Source organism: Natronomonas moolapensis 8.8.11 (assembly GCF_000591055.1).
GTDB lineage: Archaea > Halobacteriota > Halobacteria > Halobacteriales > Haloarculaceae > Natronomonas > Natronomonas moolapensis.
This window is the reverse complement of the sequence record NC_020388.1, coordinates 1978017-2001761: the sequence shown is the minus strand read 5'-3', so window position 1 is coordinate 2001761 and position 23745 is coordinate 1978017. Positions and strand designations below refer to the sequence as shown.

Below are 23745 nucleotides of genomic sequence, written 5' to 3'. Positions count from 1 at the left end.
ACTACGGCGGCGAGCCATATGAAAACGGGTGTGGTGGAAAATCCCACGGGGAAACGATCTTGCCGCCTCCGGACGAATCGATTCCATGCACACAGCAGTCGTTACGGGTGGCTCGCGCGGCATCGGCCGTGCGGTCGCGGCGACGTTCGCCGAGCACGGCGTACACGTCGTCGCCTGCGCGAGGGACGACGAGGCGCTCCGGCGTGCTGTCGACGACATCGACCCCTCGGGCGGGTCGGTGACGGCGGTGCGTGCCGACGTCCGCGACGAGTTCGACGTCGAACGCCTCGCCGAGACTGCTGCCCGAGCCGGCGACGCGCCGGGAATCGACTGTGTCGTCGCGAACGCCGGAATCTACCACGGCACGCCGGGCGGGACGGCGATCGAAGGTGTCCCGTACTCGGCGTTCGACGACACGCTGCGGACCAACGTTCGCGGGGTGTTCGCCACCGTTCGCGAGTCGATTCCGCATTTGACCGCCGGGGCACGGGTGCTCGTCCCGTCGGGGCGGATCGCCCGGGAGGCGGTGGACGGCTACGGAGCCTACGCGGCCTCGAAAGCGGCCGCGGAGGCCGTAATCCGCCAGTTCGCTGCCGAGACTGCGTGGTCGATGGGGATTGTCGACCTCGGACAGGTCGAGACCGAACTGACGGGGAACGCGGCGGGCCGCGCCCCCGACGACGTGGCTCCGGTGTTTTGGTGGGCGGCGGCGGAAGCCGATCCCGAGACGGTCGACGGCGAGGTCGTCGGGTGGCGAGACTGGAAGCGGGCTACGGGATGAGATCGGTGCTCGGGGGCGGGATTCCCTCGTCTCAGTGGGCCGATGTATATTAGCGAGTCGGCGTATGTCGGTGAGCTGAGGTATATTAGCGAGTCGGCATATACCGGCGATTCGACACATATTCATATACAAGATACTGCATCTCACCCGCCGGCTACTTATAAATAGCTGCTCAGACGAAACGAACGGGGCGTTCCGGCGGGCGTGCGACCGTGCCCGGGATCATCGACGGGTCGGTACGACGATCCGCCTCAGATGTCCGATATCCGCGTGTACGTATCGGGGAGCGCGGCGGCGTCCTCCGGCAACAGGGCGACGACGAGGTACTCGCTGAACCCCTCGACGTACTCGACCAGCGCGGCGATCCGGTCGGAGTCGATCGCCTCCAGGGAGTCCAACAGTATGAACGGAACCGTCTCGTACACCTCGTGGGCCAGATAGCCGGCCAGCGCGAAGACGAGGCCGGTGACTTCCCGTTCGCTCTCCGAGAGGTGATCGATCGTGTCCTCGTAGGTCACCCCGCTGTCGGTCTGGCGGACGATGTGGAGTTCGAACGCGCGTTCCGTCACCTTGCGTCGCCCGTCGCGTACCTCCCGCTCGACGCGTTCGAGCCAGATCCGTTCGAGGTTGTTGTATCCAAGGATCTCGAGCACCGAGTCCATGTGTTCGTTGAAGCCCTCGACGGCCTGTTCTTCGATACGGTCGATCCGGGTCCGGAGGTCCTCGATTTCGGCGGTCAGCTCCTCTCGTTGTCGACGGAGCGCCGACTCGGCGTCGAGGCGGCCCTCGATGCGGTCGATCTCGGCCTCGATGTCCTCGAGGTTCTCCTCGAGGCGACCCAGCTCGTACTCGTGTTCGTTGGCCTCCTTGTGAAGCTCCAGTACGTCCTCGTAGCCACCGCGGTCTTCGAGGTCCTCGAGGCCGTCTTCGAGGTCCGCAATAGCAGCCTGAAGCGTCCCGCGGCGCTCGGTGAGACGCTCGATCGCCGATTCGCTCCGATCGATGTCGGATTCGAGCTCGGCTCGCTGGCTCCGTAGCTGCTCGCGCTGGCGCTTTTGCCGTTCGAGGTCGCGGACCTCCTCGGTCAGTTCCTCGAGTCGCTCCTCGGTGTCGTTCACCTCGGCGAGTTTGCTCCGGCTGAGTTCCCGAAGCCGACCGACCGTCGCTTCGATCTGATCGCGAGGAACCTCGCTGCCGCACGTCCAACAGGTGGTCGTCGTGTCGGGAAGGAGATCGTCTGCGAGGTCGTCCTCGCCGCCCCCAGTCCCGTCGGTGGACGACGCCGAGGCGGGAACTTCGAGCGCATCGAGGCGGTCGCCGTTCTCGCCGTCGAGCATATCGCGGTTGAACCCGATGACGCTTTGGACCTCGTTGAGCCCCGATTCGAGTTCGCGTTTCTTTCTCCGAAGCGTCTCGATCTGCGCTTCGAGGTCCTCGATCTCCCCGACCGGAGCCGACGGCAGGTCCTCGAACTCCGCGTCCAGCTCGCGCTTCCGGGCCCGAGCCGATTCGAGGCTTTCGCGTTCGGTCTCGAGTTCGTAGCGGACGTCTTCGAGTTCGGAACGCTTCGATCGGAGGTCCGCGAGACGGTCCTCGAGCTCGGCCTTCTCGGCCCGCGTCTGCTCGACGGTCGCGTCCTTCGCCTCGAGCGCCGATTCGACCGACGCGAGTTCGGATTTCGCGTCCTCGATCTCGTCCTCGAGGCGGGTTCGTTCGGCCGTGAGCGCCGGGAGCCGGTCTTTGAGCCCCTCGAGCGTGTCGATCTCCTCGTCGAGTTCCTCCCGTTCGCTGACGTGCCGTTCGATCGCCGCCTGTATCTCGTCGGTGTCGACGGGTCGCATGATCAGATCGCGCAGGTCGCCACCGGTCGCGACGGCCCGCCTGGCCTCGTTGGACTCGAGCAGGAACGCAAACAGGTCCGCAAGCGCCGGGTCCTCGAGATACGGCTCCCCGCCGGCGACGACTGTCGACCCCTGCCTGGAGAACTCGCGGGCGCAGGTGTCCCCGTCGATCGCCAACTCGACAGCCGCCGCGTCGGCGTCACCCTTCATCGAAACGTTGTCGCTCCCGAGCGCGGCCATGACCGCCTGCAGCAGCGACGTCCGGTTCGTGGCGTTCTCCCCGGCGAGAACGGTTACCCCCGGACCGAACGTCACCGACGTCTCGTCGATCCCGCCGATGTTTCGGACGGACAGGGTAGCCTCCCCGGCGGCCTGCTCGGTACTCATGTCCAGCCGTACCGCGCCTCGGCGGATAAATATGGTGAAACGCCGCTTTCGATGGTCTGAGCGCAAGATACTACTTGCCGTCCTTCCTCCCAATCTTATGGGAGACACCGACGACCGATCCGGGGCGGGGCGGGGTCGCCGGAGCAAGGTCGTCCGCCTGATCGAGGAGTACGGACTGGACTCAGTAGGCGAGAAACTAGAGCGGCTCTGGACCGCCGAGGAGGACCGACGGAGCCTCAGACAACTGGCGACGTACTTCAACCGACGGCTGCTCGAGCGCGCGCTCGAACGGGCCGGCGTCCGACCGCTCGAGGGGGAGGTCGAAAACACCTACCGACTCCTGGCTGACGACGCCGAGAACGCCGATCGGACGCGGGTCCGGCGCCGCCTCGAACGCGACGGCCTCGACGTCGAAGCGCTCGAGGCGGATTTCGTCACCTACCAGGCCATCCGTACGTACCTGCAGAAACACCGCGGCGCAGAATACACGCCGGAGGAGACCGACCCGATCGAGCGCGAGGTCGCGAACGTACAGCGGCTACGCGGGCGGGTCGACTCCGTCACCGAGGGGAAACTCGAACAGCTCCGCTCCGGCGGCCACCTCGATATCGGATCGTTTCGGACGTTCGTCGACGTGCGCGTCGTCTGTGAGGACTGTAACACGCAGTTCGACGTCGTCGACCTGCTCGAACGCGGCCGCTGTGAGTGTTCGGAGTAGGCCGCACCGGCCGACGAGACGCCCCGGCCGTCGGCGCGACGGCGTTTGAACACGTCTACCGTACTTTGCACATATGCACATGGTTTATGAACACGTATACGGTACATTATAAACATACGTACGACAGTATATAAATACGTGTGCGGTGGGTTATATACGCGTGTACGGCGATTTATACGCACGTATAAATAGTGTGTCGTACGTGCGGCGATTTGTTACTGTGGACGAGTCGGTCCGCCGTCTGGGCGGGCCGACTCGATTCCCCAGTTTTATTCGTTCTCCGGGTGTGATTACGGTATGGAGTGTTCGGTCTCCGGGGACGTATCGCGGTACCTGAACGAACTCTACGAGGCGTACGATCACTTCGACGTCCGTCAGACGACCATCGGTGTCGACCGCGAGCGGTTCGAGACGGTCGCGGAGCGCCCCGACGGCATCGCGGTCCGCGTCGAGGTCGAGGGCAAAGAGGGGTTGATCGCGCGCCCGGACGGCGACGACTGGGTGCTCCCCGGCGGGGTGTTCGATGCGGCCCCCGACCCCCGTACCGTCGCCGACGCAGCCGAACGCTGGACGGGGGTTCAATGCGCCATCGATGGTCTCGATCAGGTCTCGATCGTCGGTGTCCGATGCGAGGGCTGTGCGGAGCTGTGGACCGTCTCGGCGACGTTTACGGCGACGGCGACTGGTGGATCGCCGCGCGAGAGTGTCGTCTGGCGGGATCGGGACGCGTCGGTGGCCGCAACGCCCCCGTGAGCCGGGGTGCCCGACTCCCGACTCGACATACACAAGGGCCGCCCGCCCCCTTCGGCGGTATGGGCACGCCACTCGACACCCGGGACGCACACGTCGCCGAGACCCTCGATCGGCTCTACGAGCAGTACCCCGATCCCGAGATCTCGTTGCGCTTTTCGAACCGGCTCGAACTCCTCATTTCGGTCATCCTCTCGGCGCAGTGTACCGACGAGCGCGTCAACAGCGTGACGGCCGACCTCTTCGATGCGTACGACGGTCCCGCGGCCTACGCCGAGGCCGACGAGTCCGAACTCGCCGCCGCGATCGACTCGATCACCTACTACAACAACAAGGCGAGCTACATCACGTCGGCCTGCCGGGACATCGTCGAGATCCACGACGGCGAGGTGCCCGACACGATGTCCGAGTTGACGGACCTCGCGGGCGTCGGGCGAAAGACCGCGAACGTAGTCCTCCAGCACGGCCACGAGGTCGTCGAGGGGATCGTCGTCGACACCCACGTCCAGCGCATCTCCCGACGCCTCGGGCTGACCGAAGAGCACACTCCCGAACGGATCGAATCGGACCTCATGGGGGTCGTCCCGGAGGGCGACTGGAAGGAGTTCACCCACTTGCTGATCAGCCACGGCCGCGACACCTGCACCGCGCGCAACCCCGACTGCTCGAACTGCGTGCTGGAGGACATCTGTCCGTCGTCGAAACTGGACAGCGACGTGGATCTGGCCGACGGCAGCGAGTGGTGAATCGATCCACGGCTGCCGCCCACCCGCGCTCCCGGCTCGCGGCCCCGAGACCGCCCTCCGACACCCACGCGATCGAGAACTCCAGCGTGACCGCCGTCCCGTCGTCGCCGGTATCGAGTTCGAACCCGCCGTAGGCGTCCATCGTCCACCGAACGGACCACAGGCCAAGCCCGCGGGCGTGGGTCGTCTGATCGATCTCGGCCTCCCGGGTGCTCACCGAGCGGTCCACTCCGGGGATCCCGGGAGCATCGTCTCGTCCCGAAACAACAGGTAGCGATCACGACCGACGCGGCCAGCGGACGAATACGGCACCCCCACGCCGGGAGACGGCCGGCGTCAGACGCCCCGGAACGCTTTTTTCCATCGGATTCGACGGGCGAACGATGAGTGAACTCGGCGATCTGCTTGGCGATATCGTGTCGGACGTCGACGGGACGCTCCTGTTTTGCCCGAGCGGGTCGCTGTACGAGCGCTTCGCCGAGGCCGGCGACCCGGTCGTCGTTGCGACGGAGAACGCGCTCGGGGCCGAACGCTACGTCGAACTCCCCCTCGAGTTCGACGACGTCAGCGAGCGGGTCAGATTCGGCGTCGAGGGCGCCTTGGAGAACGGGTTCGCCGAGGAAGGCGAACAGCTCGTCTGCGTGCTCGCGCTGTTTTCGGAGGGCACCGACACGATCACCCGCGTTCGGGCGGGCGAGTTCGAACAGTCGGGCGTCTACGACCTCTTCCTCAACAGCCGCGCCGAACCGTCCGTCATCCGGAACGTCCTGGAAGTGGCGATCGAGCTGGGAACGAAGGGCCAGAAGGGCAAACGCGTCGGCGCGCTGTTCGTCGTCGGCGACGCGGGGAACGTGATGAACAAGTCCCGGCCGCTCAGCTACAACCCCTTCGAAAAGAGCCACGTCCACGTCGGCGACCCCATCGTCGACGTGATGCTCAAGGAGTTCTCGCGGCTCGACGGCGCGTTCGTCATCAGCGACTCCGGGAAGATCGTCTCGGCGTATCGGTACCTCGAACCGGCCGCCGAGGGCGTCGACATCCCGAAGGGTCTCGGGGCACGCCACATGGCTGCGGGCGCGATCACGATGGACACGAACGCAGTCGCCGTGGTCCTCTCGGAGTCCGACGGGCTGGTCCGGGCGTTTTCCGGCGGCGAAATAATCCTCGAGTTGGATCCGGAGGTGTACTGATGTACGCCGTGGCCGTCCGCGGCTGGTTCGAGGGGCTCTCGGCGCCCGAACGGAACCTCCTCGTCGCCGTGGTGGTCCTGTTTTTGGGGATCGCCGTCGGCGCGCTCGCCGCCACGCTCGTCCGGCGATTGCTCGTCGCTCTCGGGGTCGACGACGCCGTCGAGGGGACGTCTTTCGAACGCACGGCGAGACAGTTCGGCGGTTCGACGGTCCAGTTTCTCGCCCGCCTGGTCGGGGCGTTCGTCTTCTTTCTCGCGGCGCTGTACTCGATCCGGACGGTCGGGGTAGTCCCCGGCGAGGCGCTGGTCGAGGAGGCCGTGGCGTTTCTTCCCCGGCTGTTCGTCGCCGTCTTCGTCGTGTTGGTCGGCCTCGTCGTCGGCGACAAGACGGAGATCGTCGTCGACGAGCGGCTGCGGAGCGTGAAGCTCCCGGAGGTAACCGTCGTCTCGACGCTTTTGAAGCTCTCGATCCTCTACGTCGCCGGCCTGATCGCGCTGTCGCAACTCGGTGTCGCGACGGCGGCACTGCTCGTGTTGCTCGCCGCCTACGCCTTCGGCGTCTTCTTTCTCGGTGGCTTGGCGTCCAAGGACTTGCTCGCCTCCGCGGCCGCCGGTATTTATCTCCTCATGTCGGAACCCTACGCGATCGGCGACGAGGTCGAGGTCGCCGGCCGTCGCGGGATCGTCCAGGAGATCGACGTGTTCGTGACTCACATCGAAAACGACGGCGAGGAATACGTCGTTCCCAACCGCAAAGTGATCCGGGAGGGCGCGATGCGAGTCCGTAGCTGAATCGGTGTCCCGGCGTTGCCCGGGCGACCGCACCCTGAACAGTTTACTCCCTCCCCGACGAACCGACGGGCGTGTTGAACCTGAACCTCGAGTCGTTCATGATCGAACTCACGGAGGGAAGCATCAAGAACGTCGGCCCGACGAACAAGGCGGCGACCGCGAAACTCTTCGACCCCGAGTCGGTCGAAGCGCGGCCGTTCGGCGACAGCCAACTCAAGATCGTCGCGAGCGACGCCGACGGCAACGAAGTCCAGATCGCACTGTTCCCGGAAGACGCGGCGGCGATCGCCGAGGACATCGCGTCGGCCCGCGAGGAACTCGGCGACGCGGCGTAGGGGACGTCTTATTGCTCGCTTTCCGCGCCGGTTCCCCCGGCCGCTTCGCCCGCCCCGGCCGCCTCGCCCGTCCTGGCTGCTTCGCTCTTGCCTGCGGTCGAAACCGGTTCGGCGGGCACCCCGGCCCACGTCTCTCCCGCCGGGACGTCCTCGGCGACGAGGGAGTTCGCGGCGATCTGTGCGTCCGGGCCGATCTCGACGCCGGGCAACACGACCGTCCCGGCCCCGATCATCGCCCGCTCGCCGACCCGGACCTCGCCGATCCGGTACTCCTCTTGGAGGAACTCGTGGCACAGAAGCGTCGCGTCGTAGCCGACGATCGCGTCCTCGCCGACGGCGACGAGCTCCGGCCAGAACACGTCCGGCGTCGATTCGAGCCCCCACGAGACGCCCGATCCGACGGTGACGCCGACCGAGCGGAGCAGCCAGTTCTTCAACCGGAGGCTCGGCGCGTGCCGCGCGAGGACGATCGCTACGTAATTGAACACGACGCGTAGTGGATGTTTCGCGCCGGGCCACGACCAAAGCGAGTTGTGTGGTCCGGGAGTCGGGTAACGGCGCAATCGACCGTGGCGCCCCCCGCCGTTTCGCGCACTGCGTCCGTCGGCGTCTCTCGCGTCCCCGTCGCTAGCCGGTTCCGTACCCGACCGATCGCCGCCGGTTCTGCGACCCACGTCCGGTCTGTCGTCCGGCATCGCTTTAATTCACCGCTCGGCCTCGAAGCCGACGCCGCCCCCGTCGGGGGTCGCCGAGGCGTCCTCCGGATCGACGACCGCGACCGGTTCGGTCTCGCGGACCCGGACGCCCCGCGCCGCGAGGTGTTTCGTCCGGTTGCGCGCGAAGTCCTCCTCCTCTGTGCCCCGCGTGGCGAGGACGTACATCCGGGCCTTCCCGACGGGGCGCATCGTCCGGCCGGCCCGCTGGGCGCCCTGTCGGCGCGATCCGCCGAGCCCCGAAGCCGCGATTGCGACCTCCGCGTCCGGGAGGTCGATCCCCTCGTCGCCGACCCGCGAGACGACGATCGTGTCCACTGCGCCGCGTCTGAACCGGTCGAACAGCCGGCTCCGACGGGCGTGCGGTGTCTCGCCGCTGATGAACGGGACCGAGAGCGCCTCGGCGATCGCGTCGCCCTGATCGATGTACTCGACGAAGACGATCGCCTTCGAACCGCGGTTCTCGTGGAGGATCGCCGAGATCTCGCGGATCTTCGCGGGGTTCGTCGCCGCGGCCTGGCGGCGGCCGTGGCCGTCGCTGGCGGCGTACTCCTCGCGGTGTGCGGGCGACGCCCACGGGAGACACCGGATCTCGACCTCCGGTTCGGCGACGTAGCCGGCCTCGAACAGCGCCTCCCAGTCGGTGCCGATCGGCGGGCCGACGAGCGTGTAGATCTCCTCTTGATCCTCGGTCTCCCTGACGGGCGTGGCGGTCAACCCGAGTCGGTGTTTGGTCTGGAGGGAAGCGCTCCGGCGGTGGACCGGCGAGGGGATGTGGTGGACCTCATCGAAGACGATTAGCCCCCACTTCCGGGAGTCGAACAGGCTTCGGTGGCGGTCCATGCCCGCGATCCGGTAGGTGGCGATCGTCACCGGCCTGATTTCCTTTGCCCCGCCGTGGTACTCGCCGACCTGTTCGGGCGACAGCGTCGTGCGCTCGAGTATCTCCTCGTGCCACTGTCCAGCCAGTTCCCGGGATGGCACCAACACGAGCGTCTCGCCCTCGACGTCGGCCATCACGCCCAGCGCGGCGACCGTCTTGCCCGACCCCGGTGGCCCGACGAGCACGCCCGACCCCGAGTCGGCGAAGCGCGCGATCCAGTCGGCCTGATAGGGCCGAAGGTCGAGGTCGAGGTCGAACGGCAGGTCGTCGCCAGTCTCGAGTTCGCGGTCGTCCTGGACCGGGTAGCCGGCCTCGTACAGCGTCCGCTTGAGCTCGGCGGTCCGGTCCTCGGCGACCCACGCCGTCTCGTCGCCCATCCGCGCCCGAAGGACGCCGTCGTCGAGTCGCGGCTCTGCGACGTTGCCCAGCAGGTCCGCGCTCTTGGCCTCTAAGACGACGTAGCCGTCCTCGTGGGTCGCGAGCCGGAACTTGTGAGCGCGCTCCCATTGGCCTTCGATCCACTCCTCTATGGCCTCGTACCGCCCGCCGAGCGCGGATCGGACCGTCGAGACCAGCTCCGGAAAAGTCGCGTACGGGGCGTTCCAGACGTCCTCCTCGCGGACGGTGTAGACGTATCCTCCCTCGCGGTTCGTGTTCTCGAGATGGGCGAACTGCGTCAACAGCGCCCGCGTGTACTGTGCGGGCTGGTCGACGATCACGTCCCGGCGCTTCTCGAAGACGGTGATGCGCTCGTCGGCATCGGCCCGTCCGGGCGCATACCAGGCCGTTTTCGCCGCCCGCACGTCGAGCCGTCCGACGTCTCCGTCGGATTCGAGCCCCGAGAGCGCGTCGTCGACCACCCCGGCGGGGCGGTCCAGCGCCGCCGCGACCTCGGCGGCCGTCACGACCGGTCGTCCCCGGGCGTCGAGCGCCTCGTAGAAGGCCTCGGCGTCGACGGGCTGCTCGTCGTCGGCCTCCGCGGGCCGCTCGCGGTCAGGGTCTGTCACCCCCTCGCCGTCGGTGTCGGTGGGCGCTTCGCTGTCGGCGTCCGGAGGACCCCCCGCGGCGTCGGCTTGCTCGTCTGTCACTACGATCGATTCGGGGCGGACAGACAAAAACGACCCGCATCGGGCGATGGGGGCCCGATCAGGCCCGAAGCCAGGTCCGTACCGCCGCGACCGCCTCCATCGGGTCGACCCGGTCGGTCGGATCGACCGTCCAGACCCGATCGCCCCCGACACGAACGCCGAACACCATCTCGTGCGTCGGTTCGACGCGAACACCATCTACTTCGTCGTATCCCCTGAGCCGGTCCACGAGCACGCGCCGCGTCGTCACGGCCGTTCCGGCCAGTCCACACGGGGCGCAGTACTCGATGTCGACGCTGACCATACCGGCAATTCGAATGATCGATAATTAAATATACCTACTTCCGACGGCCACCGATCGGGCCGCTATCTTGCGGTTCCGCTCGACTGTCGCGGACGGACGGTAGGCCGGCAGGCTTTTTTTATTTGCCCCAGTGGGGTCGGTATGGGCGATTTCGACCTCGATTTACAGACTGCCGAGGGCGAACTGGACGAACCGGACGCGGGGGGCCGCGTCGTGCTCGGAGTGCTCGACGGCTCGACCGATCCCGACGAGTGGGTCGAGCACGTCAAACGCGACGACGTGGTAGTGTTGAACGTCGAGGGTGACCTGAACGACCTCGCGGGCGGGTTCGCCCGCGAGGTCCGCGATTACGGCGGCGAGTTGATGCACTTTCGGGGCTTTCTCGTCCTCTCGCCGCCGGGCAGGGAGATAGATACCGACCGTCTTTGACGAAGACGCGTCCACGGCGGTCGGACGGCCGGCGACCACCGGAGCGACGTCCCGCCAGTACTATTGTGAGACAGCGACTACAGACCCCGTAGATGGCTTCGACGGACGATCAGTCCCGAGACCCCAAGCCGCCGTACCCGGCGGCCGCCGGGCATCCCCTGACACACACGTTTCGGACGATGCCGGACGTGTTGGCTTTCCGAGATCGGGCGCTCTCCGACCACGACGTCGCCCGGACGCACTTTTTTGGACCCGGAGACGTCTACAACCTCACGCATCCGTCGCACCTCAAACGGGCGCTCGTCGACGACCGCGACGCGTTCCGCAAGTCCGAGGACTTCCGCGTCGCTTTCGACGACGGCCTCGTTGCCGTCGAAGGTAAGCAGTGGCGACGGCAACGCCAGGCCCTCCAGCCGCTGTTCTCCCGCGACAGCGTCCGGTCGTACGCCGGCGGCATGAACGAGGCGATCGAGCGCCGGATCGACACGTGGGATCACGGCGACCGGATCGACCTCCAGGCGGAGATGAAGCGGCTGACGCTGGAGGTCCTGTTCGCGACGCTGTTCGGGCGCGAACTCGAACTCGGCGGGGACGCCGAGATCCGCTCGGCCGCGGGCGATCTTCAAGCGTGGTTCGCGCCGACCTCGTATCCGTTGCCGGCGTGGGTGCCGACGCCCGCCCGCCGACGGTTCAAGCGCGGTCGCCGCCGCCTCCGGGAGGCCGCCGACGAACTGCTGGCGGAGGCCGCCGGCGGGCCAGCGTCGTCGCCGGCGGAGGCCGAGGACCTGCTGTCGTTGCTCGTCGGCATCCGCCAGCGGGGCGGGGCCGACGGGGACGTCCTCGCCGACGAACAGCTCCGCGATCAGGTCGTTACGCTGATTTTCGCGGGCCACGAGACCACGGCGTCGACGCTCGCGCTCTCGCTGTTCGAGCTCGCGCGGCGGCCGGCGCTGCGGGACCGGTTCCACCGAGAGATCGACCGTCTCGAGGGTGATCCGACGCTGGCCGACGTCGACGCCCTGGAGATCACGGAGCGGATCCTAACGGAGACGCTCCGGCTGTACCCGCCCGTCTACGTGCTTCCCCGCGAGTCGACGAGACAGGTCGCAGTCGACGGCTACCGCATCCCAGCGGACGTCCCCGTCTGGCTCGGCATCCGACAGGTCCACCGCGACGGGCGGTTCTACGACGCGCCCGAGCGGTTCCGCCCCGGCCGGTGGCGGGACGGCGCCCCCGAGGAGCGTCCTGACTTCGCGTACGCGCCGTTCGGCGGCGGCCCACGCCTCTGTATCGGCCGCCAGTTCGCGCTGCTCGAGGCGAAACTCGCCCTCGCCGCGATCGGTCGTCGGTTCACGCTGTCGCGCGTCGAGGGGGGCGGGTCGGCCGACAGCTCCCCGTCCAGGCACGCGAGGGAGCCGCCGCTGTCGGCGGACATGACGCTCCGCCTGGCGGCCGGCACCGAATTTTATTTGCGTGAGCGTTGAGGGGTATAATGTTCAGGCGAATCGAACGAGCGCCGAACTGGCCCCCTACCGTGCGAAGCCCATCTGGCCGAGTCGGATCGTCGAGCGCGGGCGGACGTTCGTCGACACCCCGTTTCTCGCCGCGCTGTTGGTCGGCGGGTGGATCCCGGTCGCCGCCACGCTGCTCGCAGTCGACCGTGCCGAGGCGTCGACGCTGTTCGTGCTCGGACAGTCGATGGCCTGTCTGATGGTGGTCGTCGGCCCCTACGACGTGTGGTACTTCGACCGACACCTCCTGCCGGGGTTTTTCAAGGACGCTGACGAGACGCTGACGGCCGACGACGACACGGTGCTGTCGTCGCTCTCGCGGCGATACGACACCTACTACACGGACTACTGGTGGGTCAGCGTCGGGATCTGGGCCGTGCTCGTGCTCGGGGTGTTCGTCGTCAGCCAGCCGTACTTCCTCTCACAGGGCATCACGAGCCCCCTCGAGCGGGTCGCCTATCTGTGTTTTTTCCTCTACTGGCTCACGATCGTCGGATTGCGGAGCCACGCCGCGGTCGTCACCGTCCTCGCGATCCGGTCGTTCGCAGAGAACGCGACGCTGGATATCGACCCGCTGCATCCGGACGGACTCGGCGGCCTCAGCGCCGTCGGCAACCTCGCGATACAGACGACCGTCATCGTCTCGCTCGGCTCGTTCGCGCTGCCGCTGTCGTTCCAGATCGCCGCCCACAACGCGTTCGGCGGCTTCGTGTACGCCGGCGTCGCGCTGTTCGTCCTGTTGGTCGCCGCCAACTTCGCGTATCCGACCTACAAGATGAACAGGCGCGCCCAGGAGATCAGAGAGCGGTTGCTCGAAACGCACAAGGACAAGATCCGGACGCTCGAGGCGCAACTCGACATGCCCGACGACGACGGCGAGGTCTCGGTTCGGGAGAACCAACTGCTTCAGTTGGAGATCCAGCGCGAACGACGGGAGTTTCGCGACCACCAGAGCGTGCAGTTGTATCCGCTCTCGATCGGTATCATCACCCGGCTTGTCAGTTCGCTGCTGTTGCCGATCTTCTTTATTCTGTTCGAGTTCTTTATAACAGGGATGATACAGTGACCCGCGGGGCGGAGACGAGCGATCGTCCGGTACACCCCACAGCCTCTAGTTCTCCGAATCCGCCCGCGCCGCGAGGTCCTCAAGCGCCTCGTTCGCCGTCTCGATGGCTCGCTCTCGCTTGGCGGGGTAGGCTTCGACCTTCCCGCGGAGCATGAGTCCCTCGCCGAGCGCGACGTCACCGTGGAAGGCGGCCTGCTTGTCGAGTCCGATGTAGAAAGCGCAGTTGTCGTCGATGCGGGTCTCCAACTCGTCGAGCAAACGGTCGAGTTCGCCGAGTTCGGTCAGCTTCGAGAGGACGTACCGGACGTCGTCGGCGCGCTCGAGCCTGACGGAAAGAATCACGATCCGGTCGCCGTTGTGGCCCTCGGTGACGTCGCGTTCGAGTTCGGCCGCCTCGGGCAGGTAGGTCCTGAGTGCCGTCTCGACCCGCTTTTCGTCCTCCGTCGCATAGCAGAAGGTCCGGAGATCGACGTAGTGGAACGGGACGGCACGCATCGTCTCACTCGTCGTCCGCGTCGGCCGCGTCCTCGGCGACGTCGAGGGACTCCTCGGCGATACCCGCTTCCTGCCCCTCCTCGAAGTCGACGATGTAGGTGTTGTCGCCGAACATAGTCTCCGAGACCTGCGTGACCTCGCCCGTCTCGCCGTCGTATTCGCTGTGCTTGTCGTGGAACGTCACGCGGTCTCCCTTTTCAAATGCCATGCCTCCGCTTTTCGCCGGTGCGGAAAAAGCCCGTCGTTTCACCCGCCGATGCTCCACGGCAGCGCCGGTAGACAGTCCGTTGGAGGCGCAGAACCCGCCGGCGCCGAATCGGTCTTCCGGCGTCGAACGCTTTTTTAAGTACGCAGCCGAAGACCGTGTATGATAATCGTGCCCTCACGCCACGCCGACCGGCCCCCGACCGAGCCACGCCGACGCCCGGAGTTGGGATGATGGCCGTCGACGGGCTGTGGTTTCTCGCCGACGAGGCGACCCAACTGGCCGAGCAGGCCTACCACCAATTGACCGACGCCTACGGGATGCCACCGCTCGAACGGACGTATCAAAAACGCGTCTCGCGCGACCGATTCCGGACGCTCGCCGAACGGATCAGACACAACGGGACGCCATACGGGGCACACACGCTCGTCCGACGCGACCGCGGACAGCTCCTGTTGGTCCGTCACGATGGGGTCGACCTGTGGGTGCTTCCGGGCGGCGGCGTTGACGGCTCCGAGTCGTTCCGTGAGGCGGCCGAACGGGAACTCGACGAGGAGGCCGGCATCCAGGCGACCTACCGCGGACTGGCGATGTTGAACCGTATCGAGGTGACGTGTGGTAGCTGTTCGACGTGGGGCGTGCTCCCGATCTTCCGTGCGGTGGCCGACACGACGACCCCCGCCGTCTCGGACCCCGACGACGAGATTAGCGCCGCCCGGTGGTTCGATCCCGAAGGGCTGCCCGAGGACACCCGCGACCGCGAGGACCTCATCGACGCCGCCAGAGCCATGGTCTAGCGCCGGCGAGTGCGCATCACCCGTTCGCGTCGTGGCCGAACCCCCGGGGGCCGCCGTTGCTCACCACTCGACGCCGTCGCGTTCGTCCGCATCGCGCCGCCGTAGCGCCGCCCGTCCGTTGGAGGCGTCGTAGCCGAACAGGACCGACTCGCCGTACTCCTCTGCCACCTCAAGGGCGTGGATCAGGTTGTCGATGTCGACGTCGACCGCGTAGAGTTCGACGCTGAACGGCGTCTCGAGACGGCTCTGGAAGCCTTTTGCGATCGCTTCCAGCCAGTAGGTTGTCCCGTAATACGTGTCGTACAGCGGGACCACGAACTCGTCGACGTGCGCTTCGAGCGCCTCGATGTCGAGACCCGCCCGCTCGTAGAGGTGGCCGTCGTAGGGGTCGGGATACAGCGTCAGGTAGCTCCGTCCCGGAATCCGATCCGTGGCCGCCTCGACGAACTCGGTAATCCGTTCGGCGCGCCACTCGTATCGGTCCTCCACTGTCGTCTCGGCCGGATGCGGCCCCTCGCCGCGGTCGTGACGCGCCCGGACCCACGACTCGAAGCGCTCGTTGCAGCGATCACAGTAGCAGTACTCGGGGCGCGGGAAGCCGACGTCGTCGAGCCGGACGTCCGGCGTCACCTCTGCGCAGTCGGCGACGATCTCGAGAAGCCCTTCGCGGTAGCCGTCGTGGGTCGGGCAGACGTAGGCCCAATCGAAGTACGTCCGCTCGCGGGTCGCGCGTACCCCGTCGGGGGTGATGGGAACGAGGTCTGGGTTCTCCTCGGCGGCGGCGTTGTCGCCGAAACAGGAGACCATACTCACCGTGTCGGGGACCGGTTCGGCGGACCGGCCGGAGACGTCTTTGACCTCGTAGAACCCGCGGTCGAAGTCGGGCCAGCAGGCTTCTTCCTCGTTCCGCGTGACGACGCCGTACATACCCCACGTCGGCACTCGCGGTTCCTAAGTCGTTCGGAAGCGGGGGCGACGGGCCGACAGCCACGGAGCTACGGCGGATCGACGCGCTCGAGGAATCACGGACCGTTTGACCGAACGGCAGGGACACGCCCGGAGACACGTCCGGCGAGGCGGCGGTTCGACCCTCGGCAGCCGGCTGAACGATAGATCGACCGGAGGGCGGTCGGTTCAGCGGGTGTTTCGGGCAGCGAGCTACCGTTTCGTGACGTACAGCAGGACGACCGCCGCGAGGAGCACGACGGCGAGTGCTTTCTTGGACATACGTGACAGCTATCGACGGCGGGGGGTATAGATGTTCCCCCGGCGGCGCGCTTCAGGCGGCGCTGATGTGGGCGGCGATCGACTCCCGGACGATCGTCTCACAGTAGGTACACCTGACGCCCTCCTCGAGGACGTCGAATCGGGATTCGATCGGCTCGTCGGCCGTCGAAATGCAGTTGGCGTTCGGACACGACAACACGCCGGCGACGGTTTCGGGCCGCGTCACCCGGTGTTTCTCGACGACCTCGAACTCGCGGACGATGTTGATCGTCGCCGCGGGCGCGATGAGCGACAGCACGTCGACCTCGTTTTGGCTCAGCTCGCGGCCCTCGACTTTCACGATGTCCTTCCGGCCCAGTCGGTCGGAGGGGACGTTCATCCCGACGCTCACCTCCTCACCGGAGCCGCCGTCGATGCCGAGGATCGCGAGCACGTTGAGCGCTTGGCCGCCGGCGATGTGGTCGATAACGGTTCCGTCCTCGATCTTGGAAACGCGGAGTTCGGTGTCTGTCATAGCATCTCGTCCAAAAGCGCCATCCGAACCGGGATGCCGTTGTGTGCCTGTTCGAAGTACGTCGCGTGGGCGGTCTCGTCGACGTCGGGTGCGATCTCGTCGACGCGCGGCAGCGGATGCATCACGGTCAACTCGTCTTTGGCCGTCTTGAGGAGGTCGGCGTCGATCCGGTACTCGCCGGCGACCTGTCGGTACTCGTTCTCGTCCGGGAACCGCTCGCGCTGGATCCGCGTCACGTACAGTACGTCGAGGGTGTCGAGGACGTCGTCGATCCCGGTGTGTTCTCGGACCAGCGCGCCGGCCTCGTGGAGGTCGTATCTGACGCCCCGGGGGAGACGCAGGCTCTCTGGGCTGATGAAGTGTTGGCTCACATCGAAATTCGTCAGCGCGTGCGCCAGCGAGTGGACGGTGCGTCCGTACTTCAGATCGCCCATGATCCCGATCGTGAGGTCGTCGAGCCCGGCGTTCTCGCGGATCGTATACATATCCAAGAGCGTCTGGGTGGGGTGTTGGCCCGCCCCGTCGCCGGCGTTGACGATCGGGACGTCGACGAACTCGCTTGCGAGTTTCGCCGACCCCTCGGAGGGGTGTCTGAGAACGATCGCGTCGGTGTACCCCTCGATGACCCGGACGGTGTCAGCGAGGCTTTCGCCCTTCTTGACCGACGACGAGTCGACGCTTCCCATATCGACCGTGTCGCCGCCGAGTCGATTCATCGCCGCGTCGAACGACATCTTGGTGCGAGTGCTCGGCTCGAAAAACAGCAGTCCCAACAGCGTGTCCGCGTGCCGTCCGGCGACCGTCCCTGGATCGGCAGCGATCTCGGCCGCGCGGTCGAGCACCGTCTCGATGTCGCCACGGGATAACTGCTTTGCGCTTATGAGGTGGTCGTGGCGCATTACTGAAACGCCGGCACGGACGGTCTTGAATCTCCCGGCCGGCGGATCGTGTGGCGCTTGCTCACGCGCTTCTTCCCGGCCGTCCCGCGAAACGGATCCCGATTCGCCAGAAGGTTTAATCAGTGTAGGGCAGTAACCTCGACAGAGATGAGCGAACGGCTCCGAACCGGGATCTCGGCTCTCGATAGACAACTCGACGGCGGGATTCCGGCCGGTAGCGTCGTCGCGCTCACCGCCGCACCGGCCAGCCAGGCCGAACTGTTCCTTTATGAACTCACCGGCGCTCGGGACACGCTCTACCTGACGATAGACCGGACGAGCGACGCGGTTGCGAACAGTATCGACGCCGCACCGACTTCGACCGGCGACCCGACTATCCGCGACGTCACCGGAGACGCACCGCTGGATAACACGTCGAAGCTCATCGCCGCGCTTCCCGACTCTTCGAACCTCATCGTTGATCCGATCGACGTCGTCGAGCGGCACGAGCCGCCGAGATATCGGAAGTTCCTCAACGGTCTTCAAAATCAGGTGTACAACACGGACAGTCTCGCTGTGTTACACTGTCTGGAGGGACACAAGGTGCCACCCCTTCGGGATACGACGGTACACATGGCCGACGTCGTCTTTCAGTTGCAGACAAAACTCAAGGGAGACCGCGTCGAGAACCGCCTCACCGTGCCGAAATTCCGCGGCGGAAAAGCGCTTTCGGACGCGATCAAGCTCGATCTCACCGAAGCGATCGATATCGATACCAGTCGGGACATCGCCTGAGACTGACGGACGAGACGGGGCGCGCGAGCGGCACCGATCATTTATTATCTCGTTAGCTAATTGCAGGCGGTAAGCCCCTGCCTCAAGGAGCCTGCGAAGCAGGCGAGCAGGCAGGGTGGTTCACCGGCCGTGCTTGGTCAGACACCGCGGGAGACCGACCAACTCGACGGGTTCGGAGTTGTCGGGCGAGTAGACGACCATCTGGCCCTTCTCCATGTAGGGGACTTTCCCCTCCAGGTTCGAGGGGATGTTGACCGCCTTGATGGCGTCTTCGTCGCCGAGGTTCAACACGACGGTCGTGTTGATCTGTTTGAATATCGGATCGGCGATGTCCTGGGGATCCTGCGTGATGAGAAAGAGGCCGAGTCGCTCCTTGCGGCCCTGTTTGGCCGCCTCGGCGAACTTGCCGATCACCCGGTCGGCCTGGACGCTGTCGGCGTCGGTCAGGAAGTTGTGCGCCTCGTCCATTCCGACGACGAGGGGGGTCTCTTTGATCCGGTCGTGGGTGGGGTCGTTCGAGAGCTTCTCGTCGACTAAAAGCGAGGCGAGCGCAAGCACGACTGTCGTCGTCGCCCGCGAGTCGTTGATGTGGTAGGTCGGCACCGTCGTCACGCCGCCGGGGCGGACGAACGCGTCGACGAGGTCGGTGATGGGACGGGCCTCGCGGTCGAACACCGACCCGAACCCCCTGATCCGCCGTCTGATCGCGTCGAAGGTCGCCTCGTGAACCCGGCCCGACTCGTCGAGTTCCTCCCTGAGGGCGGGGTCGTCGAGGAAGGTCCGGAACTGCTCGTAGGTGGCCTCGTCGCCGTACTGCCGGCGGAACTGCGGGAGCAACACGCCCACCAACGCGCCGTACTGGTTGTCGTTGAGGCCGCTTCCGGCGACGAGCCAGGGGTTCTCGAACACCAACGAAAAGGGAATGGTGAATTCGACCTGTTCGGCGCCGTGGTGGGCGGCGGCGTAGGTCGCGTCGCCGACCTTCGGGACGAACGCCTTCGTGTCCGCAATCCCGCCGTGGGCGATTCCCTCGCGTTCGAGGCGGCGCTCGTAGTCGGCGTCGATTTCGGGGTTGTCGTCGTGGAGTTGGGCGTACTCGTCTTGGGGGTCGAACTGGACGAGCGCCGGGGCGACCGCCCGTCCGTCCTCGGTCGGGTAGCGCCGCCCTTCCGCGAGGTACTGCCGGAGGACGTTCTTCGCGCCGTGGGTCTTACCCGATCCCGTCCCGCCGGCGACGAGGGTGTGTCTGAACACGAGGGGGTCGCCCGCCTCGTAGTCGTCCTTCAGCCGGTAGTCGATCGTCGGCGGGGTCGCGGCCGTCCGGACCGTCTCGCCGCCGACCGCGAGGTGTCCCACGAAGACGCCCTCCTCGGGGATCTTCAACCCCGTTTTGATCTCCGCGCTGTCCTCGGCCTGTCTGACGACAGTCTCGGGTTTCGGCACCCGGTCGGTCATCCGCCGTCTGAGTTCGCCGTCCTCGACGTACAACACGGCGACCGGCTCCAGCGTCGCCACGAACTTGTAGTCCCGTTCGTCGATGCCCTCGCTGCGCATCGCCCGCCGGGCGTGGATCTCTGTCGCATCGTCCGAGCGGAACTCCTGGGCGTACTCCAGGGCGACGATCCGACAAAAGAGGCGCTCGCCGTCGGGGTAGTCGGCGACGAGGTACCGCCCGATCCGGACCGCCGACCGGTTGTCGACGGTGACGTACGCCCGGAGCCGCGTCTCCTCGTCGTCCTCGCTCACGACAAGTCCCTCCGAGGCGGAGATCGTCCCGATGCCGCGGTCGGTCCCGACCGGCGAAACCGACACCGGCTCGAAGTCGTCGGCGTCGCTCTCCGGGTCCGTCCCCGATGCCGGTCCCGTTTGGGGGTCCGTCTCCTCGCCGGTCGTCGGGGCGGACGCGGTGTCCTCTCCCGTCCCCTCGTCGTCGGGCTCGTAGTTCGCGAAATCGCCCAGATCGGACATGTGCCGATGGTCGTCGTGGGCGGATAAAAACCCCCGCGTGCGGGGCAGGCCGCCCGCCGTCCAGGGCGGGCGAGCGCGCTACGCCACGTCACGCGGCGCGAACGCGCTACGTCGCGTCCCGAGACGGCGAGAAGTACGCGGCCGCCCCGTCCCGACCGTCGAGTTCCGTGAGCGACGCCCGACCGCACGCACAGCACCGCGGTGGTTCCTCCGGATCGGCGTGGGCGGTCCCACAGCCCTCACAGAGGAAGATCCGTACTCGGAGCACGACCGGGGGTTCGGCCGCCGCGCCCATGATCGTGACGGTGCCGACGGGGGTCTCTCATACTGACGGGCGAACAAATGTACACACGACGCACGAGGCGCACGCCGTCCAACGGAGCGACCGGCGGATCGCTCCTGCGTCAGTGTCGTGTGCGTTCGTCCACCAGTATCAGTCGTCGTCCGCCGGCACGCATTGCCCGTCCGGCGACGCCCGAAGCGCCAGCGGGTCCAGCGGCTCGCCCGAGAGCGTCGACTCCGTCGTCGCGTCCCCGGCGGCGGGACGCGACCGCCCGGCCGCGTACGTGCTCCCGCCGGACTGGGCGTTCGCGATCGAGTGAATGCCCGCCCTCGATCTGGTGTCCGCGTACGGCAACCGCCGCGTCGTTTCGTCCGACGTGATCCGATCGAGCGTGTCGACGACCGTCCGCAGAGAGTTCAAAAGTTGGCTCATCTGTTTCGATTATTACTAAATTGTGGGGTTAATTAAGCCCTTCGTTCGACGAACAAAAGTTACGACCGACCCGCTATCCTCGGTAAACAAAGCGGTTAATCATCCCGAATGGCCGAGATCCGGTTCCGGGATTTAATTGCATTTTCTCTCAATCGAATCCGCGTATCGAACCGGCCCGTGCGGATACGTCTCCGACCGGCGTTGCCCCCGATGCACGGGGAAAATCCGCTTCCCTCGCGCGAATACGCGGGCGGAGTTTAGTTCGAACCCGAATGCGGGGGAACGTGGACCGGCGCGAATTCGAATCGAACCGAGACAGTCGCTCGCTTCGTTCGCGCTGCGTCTCGGAGGACTCAAACTGGGCCTCAGATCGTGCCACACGATCCAGGCGTCGCTCGCTATCGCTCACGGCTGTCGGATCGCGGGCAAAAAGTGGGCCGGCACGAATTTGAATCGTGGTTACGGCCACCCGAAGGCCGAAGGATACCAAGCTACCCCACCGGCCCGCACTCGAACACAAGCCGTTGTGTCTTTTAATCCTTCCGAAAGGCCGGCAGCCGCGGGGGTCCGCTTTGCGACTCGGTGTGGCTCAATACGCCGTGTAGCCGCCGGTGTCGAGGTAGTTGTGCGCGACGGTGATCGCCTGGTCGGCGTGCAGCGCCTCGGGGCCGAGTGACACCCGGTCGTCGGCCGCCGACCCGAGGGACTCGGCCTCCGCGTCGGTGAACTCACGGTGATCCGAGAGGACGAACACGGGATCCTCGGGCGGCGCACGCTCTGTGATCGGCCGTCCGTCGGCGTGGAGTTCGACGAGAGTTCTCCCCGCGCCGAGGCCGCCCAGGAGCGATTCGAAATCCCCCTGTCGGATCGACACCCCGGGGGAGGGGTGGGCCGCCATCGACCCGATTGCGCCCTCGCGGGCCGCGAGCGCGTCCCGGATCCGCGCCGCCGTCGAGCGCTCGTCGGGGTTGAGCCGGCGAAGCTCCGACCCGTCGAAGCCGACGACGTAGCCGTCGACGACGAGCGAGACGCGGACGTCCTCGCGGATGTCGTGCGAGCACAACAGCGCGCTCGTGACACACCGCGAGAGCAGATCGAGGCGGCCCGCCCCCGGGAGGTCGTTGAGGCTGACGTCGGCCCCGGCGGCGAGGTCGTGCGAGCGGACGACGAAGTGGCGCATACGGGGCGTGCGGGCGGCGTTTATAAATGCGACCCGGTTCGACCGGCCCTCGGACCGTGCATCGTTTCTCACCCGCCGGCCGCCCGGCGGTCGGCTACCAGGTCAGCCCCTCGTAGGTGATCCCCCGGCGGCGTTCGACGATCCGCCGGCCGTCGACGACGACCGGGTCGGCCATCGCGTCGAACGCCTCGTCGAGGTCGGCGAACTCGGGCCAGTCGGTGACGACGGCGGCGGCGTGGGCGCCCGCCAACGCGGCCGCGGCCGAGTCGGCGTACTCGATGTCGGGAAACACCTCGGCCATCGCGTCGGCGGCGCGTGGGTCGTAGGCGACCACCTCGGCACCGCGCTCGAGGAGCCCCTCGATCACCGGCGTCGCGCGGGTCCCGCGAACGTCGTCGGTGCCGGGTTTGAACGCGAGCCCCAACACGGCGACCCGTCGGCTGTCGACGTCGACGTGCCGATCGAGCAGTTCGAGCAGCCGCTCGGGCTGGCGGTCGTTGCGTTCGATCGCCGCCTCGATCATCGTCGGCTCGTAGCCGGCGGACTCGGCGCCGGCGACGAGGGCGGCGGTGTCTTTTGGGAAACAACTCCCGCCCCACCCGACCCCCGAGCGCAGGAACTCGCCGCTGATGCGCGAGTCGAGGCCGATTGCGTCGGCGACCTCGTAAGCGTCGACGTCGAACTCCTTGCAGACGTTCCCGATGTCGTTTATAAGGCTGACCTTCGCCGCGAGGAACGCGTTGTTGGCGTACTTGACCATCGCGGCCTCGCGCCGCCCCGTCTCGACGACCGGGATGTCCCAGTCGCTTATCAGTGGCTGGTAGAGTTCGGCGAGGCGATCCAGGGCGCGTTCGTCCCCGGCGGTGCCGATCACGATCTTGTCGGGTTCCATGAAGTCCCGGACGGCACTGCCCTCCCGGAGGAACTCGGGGTTGGCCGCGACGCCGAAGCCCTCGCCGTCGGTCTTTCCCGAGGCCGCTTCGATCGCCGGGACGAGTTCGTCCTCGAGCACGTCGGGCAGGACGGTCGATTTGACCACGACGAGATGATAGCCGTCCGCCTCGGCGATGGCCTCGCCCAGATCCTCGGCGGCGGCGAGCAGGATCGACGCGTCGATCGAGCCGTCCGGGGTCGCGGGCGTGCCAACTGCCAGGACGGTGAGATCGGTGTCGGCCGCGGCGGCGTGGTCCGTTGTCGCTCGCAGCCGCCCCCCGGCGTACGCCGACACCAGCGGATCGAGCCCCGGCTCGTGGATCGTCGTCTCGCCCGCGTTGAGCCGCTCGACGGTCGTCTCGTCGACGTCGATCGCGGTCACGTCGTGGCCCAGATCGGCCAGACAGGCGGCGAGGGTCGTCCCGACGTAGCCGCTTCCGACGACGCTTACGTTCATACGCCGCCGTTCGCCGCCGGGGGGTTTGAGCGTTGGGCTCTCCGCCCA

26 protein-coding genes and 1 tRNA gene are annotated in these 23745 nt (G+C 66.8%); 12 read left to right on the top strand and 15 right to left on the bottom strand.

Annotation, left to right across the window (positions count from 1 at the left end; translation table 11 throughout):
- Nucleotides 1-85: 85 nt before the first annotated feature.
- A complete protein-coding gene (locus tag NMLP_RS09615; RefSeq protein ID WP_015409918.1) occupies nucleotides 86-781 on the top strand; it encodes an SDR family NAD(P)-dependent oxidoreductase in 696 nt (231 codons plus the stop codon).
- A 251-nt stretch (nucleotides 782-1032) separates the two neighbouring features.
- Here the strand turns inward: NMLP_RS09615 and NMLP_RS09610 are convergent, their stop codons facing one another.
- Nucleotides 1033-3009 (bottom strand): archaea-specific SMC-related protein, encoded by a 1977-nt coding sequence (locus NMLP_RS09610; RefSeq protein ID WP_015409917.1) that lies wholly within the window; start codon nucleotides 3007-3009, stop codon nucleotides 1033-1035.
- A 97-nt stretch (nucleotides 3010-3106) separates the two neighbouring features.
- Here NMLP_RS09610 and rdfA point away from each other — a divergent pair, with 97 nt between their 5' ends.
- The 6 genes from rdfA to NMLP_RS09580 all read left to right on the top strand — a co-directional run bounded on the left by rdfA (nucleotide 3107) and on the right by NMLP_RS09580 (nucleotide 7539).
- Nucleotides 3107-3727: a rod-determining factor RdfA gene (gene rdfA / locus NMLP_RS09605; RefSeq protein ID WP_015409916.1), complete on the top strand. Its 621-nt coding sequence runs from the start codon at nucleotides 3107-3109 to the stop codon at nucleotides 3725-3727.
- Nucleotides 3728-4024: 297 nt separating this feature from the next.
- Complete coding sequence (locus NMLP_RS09600) at nucleotides 4025-4480, top strand: hypothetical protein (protein WP_015409915.1); 456 nt, start codon at nucleotides 4025-4027, stop codon at nucleotides 4478-4480.
- 59 nt (nucleotides 4481-4539) lie between these two features.
- The gene (gene nth / locus NMLP_RS09595) at nucleotides 4540-5223 is read left to right on the top strand and encodes an endonuclease III (protein WP_015409914.1); all 684 of its coding nucleotides are present in this window, start codon (nucleotides 4540-4542) and stop codon (nucleotides 5221-5223) included.
- Between the two features lie 383 nt (nucleotides 5224-5606).
- Nucleotides 5607-6413 (top strand): diadenylate cyclase DacZ, encoded by an 807-nt coding sequence (gene dacZ / locus NMLP_RS09590; RefSeq protein ID WP_015409913.1) that lies wholly within the window; start codon nucleotides 5607-5609, stop codon nucleotides 6411-6413.
- On the top strand, nucleotides 6413-7204 hold the full coding sequence (locus NMLP_RS09585) for a mechanosensitive ion channel domain-containing protein (protein ID WP_015409912.1): 792 nt from the start codon (nucleotides 6413-6415) through the stop codon (nucleotides 7202-7204). Before dacZ ends, NMLP_RS09585 begins: the two co-directional genes overlap by 1 nt.
- A 71-nt stretch (nucleotides 7205-7275) precedes the next feature.
- Nucleotides 7276-7539: a hypothetical protein gene (locus tag NMLP_RS09580; RefSeq protein ID WP_015409911.1), complete on the top strand. Its 264-nt coding sequence runs from the start codon at nucleotides 7276-7278 to the stop codon at nucleotides 7537-7539.
- 8 nt (nucleotides 7540-7547) lie between these two features.
- On the opposite strand, the gene NMLP_RS09575 is transcribed toward NMLP_RS09580, so the two are convergent.
- From NMLP_RS09575 to NMLP_RS15905, 3 genes are read right to left on the bottom strand one after another with little or no spacing between them, the layout of a single operon-like run.
- Nucleotides 7548-8234 (bottom strand): acyltransferase, encoded by a 687-nt coding sequence (locus tag NMLP_RS09575; RefSeq protein WP_015409910.1) that lies wholly within the window; start codon nucleotides 8232-8234, stop codon nucleotides 7548-7550.
- Nucleotides 8235-8243: 9 nt separating this feature from the next.
- Entirely contained in the window at nucleotides 8244-10223 is a 1980-nt protein-coding gene (locus NMLP_RS09570) for a DEAD/DEAH box helicase (RefSeq protein ID WP_394296868.1), read from the bottom strand.
- A gap of 58 nt (nucleotides 10224-10281) precedes the next feature.
- Nucleotides 10282-10527: an Rdx family protein gene (locus NMLP_RS15905; protein WP_049926412.1), complete on the bottom strand. Its 246-nt coding sequence runs from the start codon at nucleotides 10525-10527 to the stop codon at nucleotides 10282-10284.
- 141 nt (nucleotides 10528-10668) lie between these two features.
- Here NMLP_RS15905 and NMLP_RS09560 point away from each other — a divergent pair, with 141 nt between their 5' ends.
- The 3 genes from NMLP_RS09560 to NMLP_RS09550 all read left to right on the top strand — a co-directional run bounded on the left by NMLP_RS09560 (nucleotide 10669) and on the right by NMLP_RS09550 (nucleotide 13533).
- Nucleotides 10669-10956 carry a DUF5779 family protein gene (locus tag NMLP_RS09560; RefSeq protein WP_015409908.1) on the top strand — a complete coding sequence of 96 codons (288 nt, stop codon included), beginning with the start codon at nucleotides 10669-10671 and terminating at the stop codon, nucleotides 10954-10956.
- Nucleotides 10957-11048: 92 nt separating this feature from the next.
- A complete protein-coding gene (locus NMLP_RS09555) occupies nucleotides 11049-12440 on the top strand; it encodes a cytochrome P450 (RefSeq protein ID WP_015409907.1) in 1392 nt (463 codons plus the stop codon).
- Entirely contained in the window at nucleotides 12430-13533 is a 1104-nt protein-coding gene (locus NMLP_RS09550) for a bZIP transcription factor (protein ID WP_015409906.1), read from the top strand. Before NMLP_RS09555 ends, NMLP_RS09550 begins: the two co-directional genes overlap by 11 nt.
- A gap of 45 nt (nucleotides 13534-13578) precedes the next feature.
- Here NMLP_RS09550 and NMLP_RS09545 read toward each other — a convergent pair whose 3' ends face one another.
- Nucleotides 13579-14028 carry an RNA-binding protein gene (locus NMLP_RS09545; RefSeq protein ID WP_015409905.1) on the bottom strand — a complete coding sequence of 150 codons (450 nt, stop codon included), beginning with the start codon at nucleotides 14026-14028 and terminating at the stop codon, nucleotides 13579-13581.
- 4 nt (nucleotides 14029-14032) lie between these two features.
- Nucleotides 14033-14236, bottom strand: a complete 204-nt coding sequence (locus tag NMLP_RS09540) for a DUF1918 domain-containing protein (RefSeq protein ID WP_015409904.1) — start codon at nucleotides 14234-14236, stop codon at nucleotides 14033-14035.
- A 230-nt stretch (nucleotides 14237-14466) separates the two neighbouring features.
- Here NMLP_RS09540 and NMLP_RS09535 point away from each other — a divergent pair, with 230 nt between their 5' ends.
- On the top strand, nucleotides 14467-15030 hold the full coding sequence (locus NMLP_RS09535) for an NUDIX hydrolase (RefSeq protein ID WP_049926757.1): 564 nt from the start codon (nucleotides 14467-14469) through the stop codon (nucleotides 15028-15030).
- 60 nt (nucleotides 15031-15090) lie between these two features.
- Here the strand turns inward: NMLP_RS09535 and NMLP_RS09530 are convergent, their stop codons facing one another.
- The 3 genes from NMLP_RS09530 to pyrB all read right to left on the bottom strand — a co-directional run bounded on the left by NMLP_RS09530 (nucleotide 15091) and on the right by pyrB (nucleotide 17670).
- A complete protein-coding gene (locus NMLP_RS09530) occupies nucleotides 15091-15957 on the bottom strand; it encodes an alpha-amylase family protein (protein WP_015409902.1) in 867 nt (288 codons plus the stop codon).
- 352 nt (nucleotides 15958-16309) lie between these two features.
- Entirely contained in the window at nucleotides 16310-16771 is a 462-nt protein-coding gene (gene pyrI, locus NMLP_RS09525) for an aspartate carbamoyltransferase regulatory subunit (RefSeq protein WP_015409901.1), read from the bottom strand.
- Nucleotides 16768-17670 carry an aspartate carbamoyltransferase gene (gene pyrB, locus NMLP_RS09520; protein ID WP_015409900.1) on the bottom strand — a complete coding sequence of 301 codons (903 nt, stop codon included), beginning with the start codon at nucleotides 17668-17670 and terminating at the stop codon, nucleotides 16768-16770. The genes pyrI and pyrB overlap by 4 nt, the downstream gene beginning before the upstream one ends.
- 147 nt (nucleotides 17671-17817) lie before the next feature.
- On the opposite strand from pyrB, the gene NMLP_RS09515 reads away from it, so the two are divergent.
- On the top strand, nucleotides 17818-18444 hold the full coding sequence (locus NMLP_RS09515; protein WP_015409899.1) for an RAD55 family ATPase: 627 nt from the start codon (nucleotides 17818-17820) through the stop codon (nucleotides 18442-18444).
- A gap of 120 nt (nucleotides 18445-18564) precedes the next feature.
- Here NMLP_RS09515 and NMLP_RS09510 read toward each other — a convergent pair whose 3' ends face one another.
- The 6 genes from NMLP_RS09510 to aglM all read right to left on the bottom strand — a co-directional run bounded on the left by NMLP_RS09510 (nucleotide 18565) and on the right by aglM (nucleotide 23697).
- A complete protein-coding gene (locus NMLP_RS09510; protein WP_015409898.1) occupies nucleotides 18565-20412 on the bottom strand; it encodes an ATP-binding protein in 1848 nt (615 codons plus the stop codon).
- A gap of 106 nt (nucleotides 20413-20518) precedes the next feature.
- Complete coding sequence (locus NMLP_RS15625; RefSeq protein ID WP_015409897.1) at nucleotides 20519-20680, bottom strand: hypothetical protein; 162 nt, start codon at nucleotides 20678-20680, stop codon at nucleotides 20519-20521.
- Between the two features lie 165 nt (nucleotides 20681-20845).
- Nucleotides 20846-21127, bottom strand: a complete 282-nt coding sequence (locus NMLP_RS09500; RefSeq protein WP_015409896.1) for a hypothetical protein — start codon at nucleotides 21125-21127, stop codon at nucleotides 20846-20848.
- A gap of 433 nt (nucleotides 21128-21560) precedes the next feature.
- Nucleotides 21561-21633, bottom strand: a tRNA-Pro gene (locus NMLP_RS09495).
- Nucleotides 21634-21716: 83 nt separating this feature from the next.
- Nucleotides 21717-22307, bottom strand: coding sequence for a tRNA (pseudouridine(54)-N(1))-methyltransferase TrmY (gene trmY / locus NMLP_RS09490; RefSeq protein WP_015409895.1), 591 nt, complete (start codon nucleotides 22305-22307; stop codon nucleotides 21717-21719).
- Nucleotides 22308-22401: 94 nt separating this feature from the next.
- The gene (gene aglM, locus NMLP_RS09485; RefSeq protein WP_015409894.1) at nucleotides 22402-23697 is read right to left on the bottom strand and encodes a UDP-glucose 6-dehydrogenase AglM; all 1296 of its coding nucleotides are present in this window, start codon (nucleotides 23695-23697) and stop codon (nucleotides 22402-22404) included.
- Nucleotides 23698-23745: the final 48 nt, after the last annotated feature.